Source organism: Roseiarcus sp. (assembly GCF_052145395.1).
Lineage (GTDB): Bacteria > Pseudomonadota > Alphaproteobacteria > Rhizobiales > Beijerinckiaceae > Roseiarcus.
The window spans coordinates 1-3,444 of the sequence record NZ_JBKQOT010000848.1 but is presented as its reverse complement, the minus strand read 5'-3'; the positions used below and the strand labels follow the sequence as shown (position 1 = coordinate 3,444).

The following is a 3,444-nucleotide window of genomic DNA, read 5'->3' as shown; positions in this document are numbered from 1 at the left end:
CGCCGTGGCTGTTTCCGGTGCGGGTGGGGGCCGATGCGTTGTCGGTGCGTTGGCGTTTGGCTGACTCATCACACGGTAGATCATTTCGAGCAGCTCGTCCTGCTGGACCGGCTTGAGCAGTTGGGCGTCGATCCGCAGCTCGCGATAACGGGCCGGGTCGACCGGCCCGTTCCCGGAGGTCAGCATGATGATGCGCGTAGCGGCAAGCTCGGCCCTCTCCCGGATCATGGCGGCCAACTTCAGGCCGTCCGTATCAGGCATGCGAGCGTCGAGCAGCACCAGCGCATACGGCCGGTTGCTGGTGGTGCCGTGCCAGAGGGCATTCAGGGCCGCCAGCCCGTCGCCCACGGACACCGGCTCCATCTGCCAGCCGCGCAGCCACTCCTCCAGGATGTGGCGGTTGGTGGCGTTATCGTCGACGATAAGCACCGGCAAGTCGTGGAGTAGGGGCGGTGGCGGCGCAGCGACCTGCTCCGGGGGATGCAACTGACGTCCGAATCGCGCCGTGAAGGCGAAGGAGCTGCCCCGGCCAGGCGCGCTTTCCACGTGATCGCGCCACCCATCAGGGCCACCAGGCGAGCGGTGATGGTAAGGCCCAAGCCGGTGCCACCGTACTTGCGCGTCGTTGATGTGTCCTCCTGCTCAAAGGCTCGGAAGATCGTCTCTTGTTTGTCGTGCGAGATGCCGATGCCGGTGTCGCGCACGGTGAAGAGCAGTCCGACCTCCTGCTGCAATGCACGGTCGGCGGCGGCTTGCACGCGCACGACGACCTCGCCCGCATCCGTGAACTTGATGGCATTACCAACCAGGTTGAGCAACACCTGACGCAGCCGGCCGGCGTCGCCGATCAGGGCGTCGGGCACGTCCGGCTGCACGTCACTGACCAGTTCCAGTCCCTTCGTGTGGGCCCGCATGGCCAGCACCCGCAGCGTTGCACCCAGGACTTTCCGTAAGGAGAAATCGGCCGGGTCCAGTTCCAGCTTGCCGGCCTCGATCTTGGAAAAGTCAAGCAGGTCGTTAATGATGCGGAGGAGGCTGTCGGCCCCCGATTTGACGGTCTTCAGACACCCCCGCTGGTCCTCGGTCAGGGGCGTGTCGAGAACCAACTCGGTCATACCGAGGATGGCGTTCATGGGGGTGCGGATCTCGTGGCTGACGTTGGCAAGGAACTCGTCCTTGGCCCGGTTCGCCGCCTCCGCCGCCTCCTTTGCCTGCCGAAGCTCGGCCTCCAACCGTTTGCGCTCGGAGATGTCCTGAATGATCTTGATGCAGCAGGTAGGCTTCCGCGCCGCGTCGAATTGGAGCGAGACGGTCACGTCGGCCCATAAAGAGCTACGGTCCTTGCGGATAAATCGCTTCTCCATCGTGTAACTGGTCGATTCCCCCCGCGTCAGCGCGCCGAACTTGGCGAGGTCGGCCGCCAGATCCTCGGGGTGCGTCACCTCCGAGAGCGTCTTCCCGATGAGCTCTGTGGGGAGGTAGCCGAGTATCGCGCAAAACGTCTCGTTGAAGCGCAGGAAACGGCCAGTGAGATCCTCATGAGCGATGCCGACGGCGGCGTTCTCGAATGTGCTTCGGAAGCGCTCCTCACTTTCTCGAAGCGCCTGCTCGGCCCGCTTAAGGACATCGATGTCCTGGATGATCTTGATGCAGTAGGTAGGCTTCCGCGCCGCGTCGAACTGGAGCGAGACGGTCATGTGGGCCCAGACAGAGGTGCCGTCCTTGCGGATAAATCGTTTCTCCATCGTGTAACTGCTCGATTCCCCCCGCGTCAGGGTGCCGAACTGAGCGAGGTCGGCCGCCAGATCCTCGGGGTGCGTCACCTCCGAGAACGTCTTCCCGATGAGCTCTGTCCGGGGGTAACCGAGTATCACGCAAAACGTCTCGTTGAAGCGCAGGAAACGGCCGGCGAGATCCTCATGAGCGATGCCGACGGCCACATTCTCGAAGGTGCTGCGGAAGCGCTCCTCGCTTTCTCGAAGCGCCTGCTCAACTCGCTTCCGCTCGGTGATGTCGCGGATGATGCCCACGAAGATCCGCTCGTCTCCCAGCCGGGCTTCGGCCACAGATAGATCCATGGGGAACGTCGTGCCGTCCTTCCGCCGTCCAAGCACCTCCCGGCCGATGCCGATGATCATCTTCTCCCCCGTGGCCAGGTAGCGAGCAAGATACCCGTCGTGTTCCTCCCGATAAGGGGACGGCATGAGGATCCTGACGTTCTGGCGAATGACTTCATCCTGGGTATAGCAGAACAGCCGTTCGGCGGCGGGGTTGATCGTCTGGATGGCGCCCTGCTCATCGACGCTGATGATGCCATCGACCGCAGCTTCGAGGAGGGCGTGCATACGGGCTTCGCTGGTAGCTAGCGCGTCCTGTTCCCGTTTGCGGGCGACATCGCTGTTCGTTGACGCGTCAGGATTCATGTCCTCTCCCACTGCCCGATTGGGCTACGGCTCGACAAGCCTTGTGGGTAGATCATAGCCGATCCCCGCCTTTCTCGGAACCTTGACGAATGCGAGGAACCGCTCCAGTGCATTGCGGCGTTCAACCTCTTGCGGCGCGATGTCCGGTTGCCGGTCAGGGTCCGGCCTCGTCTCGCGCCCGATGCATGCGGGACAGATCAAGCTGAGTTTGCGCGAATCTTCTGTCAGTGCACGGCGCGGTGTCGCGAGGCTCTCTCGGGGAAACCAGACGGTTCTGGATCTGGCAGCCGATTTCCCAGGCTGTGTGGCACATCTACCATCGCGGATAGCCGCGGCTGTGGAGTTCAGCAACCGACATCTTCGACGCGCGAGCCGCGACGATCTTCTCGGCATCGATTCACGATCTGTACCGGATTTGCCGATAACATGGAAAGTGCCTGGCTGTCCGAAAATCCGGTCTGTTTTCATCCGCCCTTTCCAATTCTAGCGCGCGACAAGGGGAGACAAGCAGCGCCCGTGCGGTAGGACGGATTGGCAATCGACCCTACTGCCACCCAGCGCACCGGAGCAGCAAGGAGTGATGCTCTCTGAAGGGAGCGATCTTTTGACGCCTAGTTCCGAAATTCCGCGTCCCTTGCGACCGCTCCGCGCCGCAGCTCCCCGGAGACTACTGTGCCGCACCGGGGTGCTCGTACCCCTCCTCTTTCTCGCAGGTTGTACTTCCTGGCACCGGCCTTTGCCCATCCCGCCGGAAGTCTCTGATGCGGCAGTGACAGCGCGAGTCCTGATTTCCCCTGACCTGAACGTTAACCCCGCGGAAACCGTCATCAAGCCAGATGATCCGAGCCAACGGTCCCCAGATCCATTTCCCAGCGGCAGCCCCGAAGCCAAGCCGACGATTTTCACGCTCGGCGACGCCATCGCCTTCGCCCTGCGTAATAACCCCCGGCTTCGGTCGGCCCGCGCCACCATTCAACAAGCGCGTGGCCAGGAGCAAGTGGCCTTCGCTCCCTTCTTACCG

Annotated in this window: 2 protein-coding genes and 1 pseudogene; 1 reads left to right on the top strand and 2 read right to left on the bottom strand. The window is 62.9% G+C overall.

What is annotated here, in order from left to right:
- On the bottom strand, positions 1-429 hold a 429-nt coding region (locus ACLP25_RS29565), incomplete at its 3' end, for a response regulator (protein WP_442472662.1).
- A 173-nt stretch (positions 430-602) separates the two neighbouring features.
- Positions 603-2,423: pseudogene (locus ACLP25_RS29560) on the bottom strand (PAS domain S-box protein); the annotation flags it as partial.
- A gap of 736 nt (positions 2,424-3,159) precedes the next feature.
- Between ACLP25_RS29560 and ACLP25_RS29555 the strand changes: the two are divergent.
- Positions 3,160-3,444 (top strand): hypothetical protein (locus ACLP25_RS29555; protein WP_442472661.1); only part of this gene is annotated, 285 nt, incomplete at its 3' end.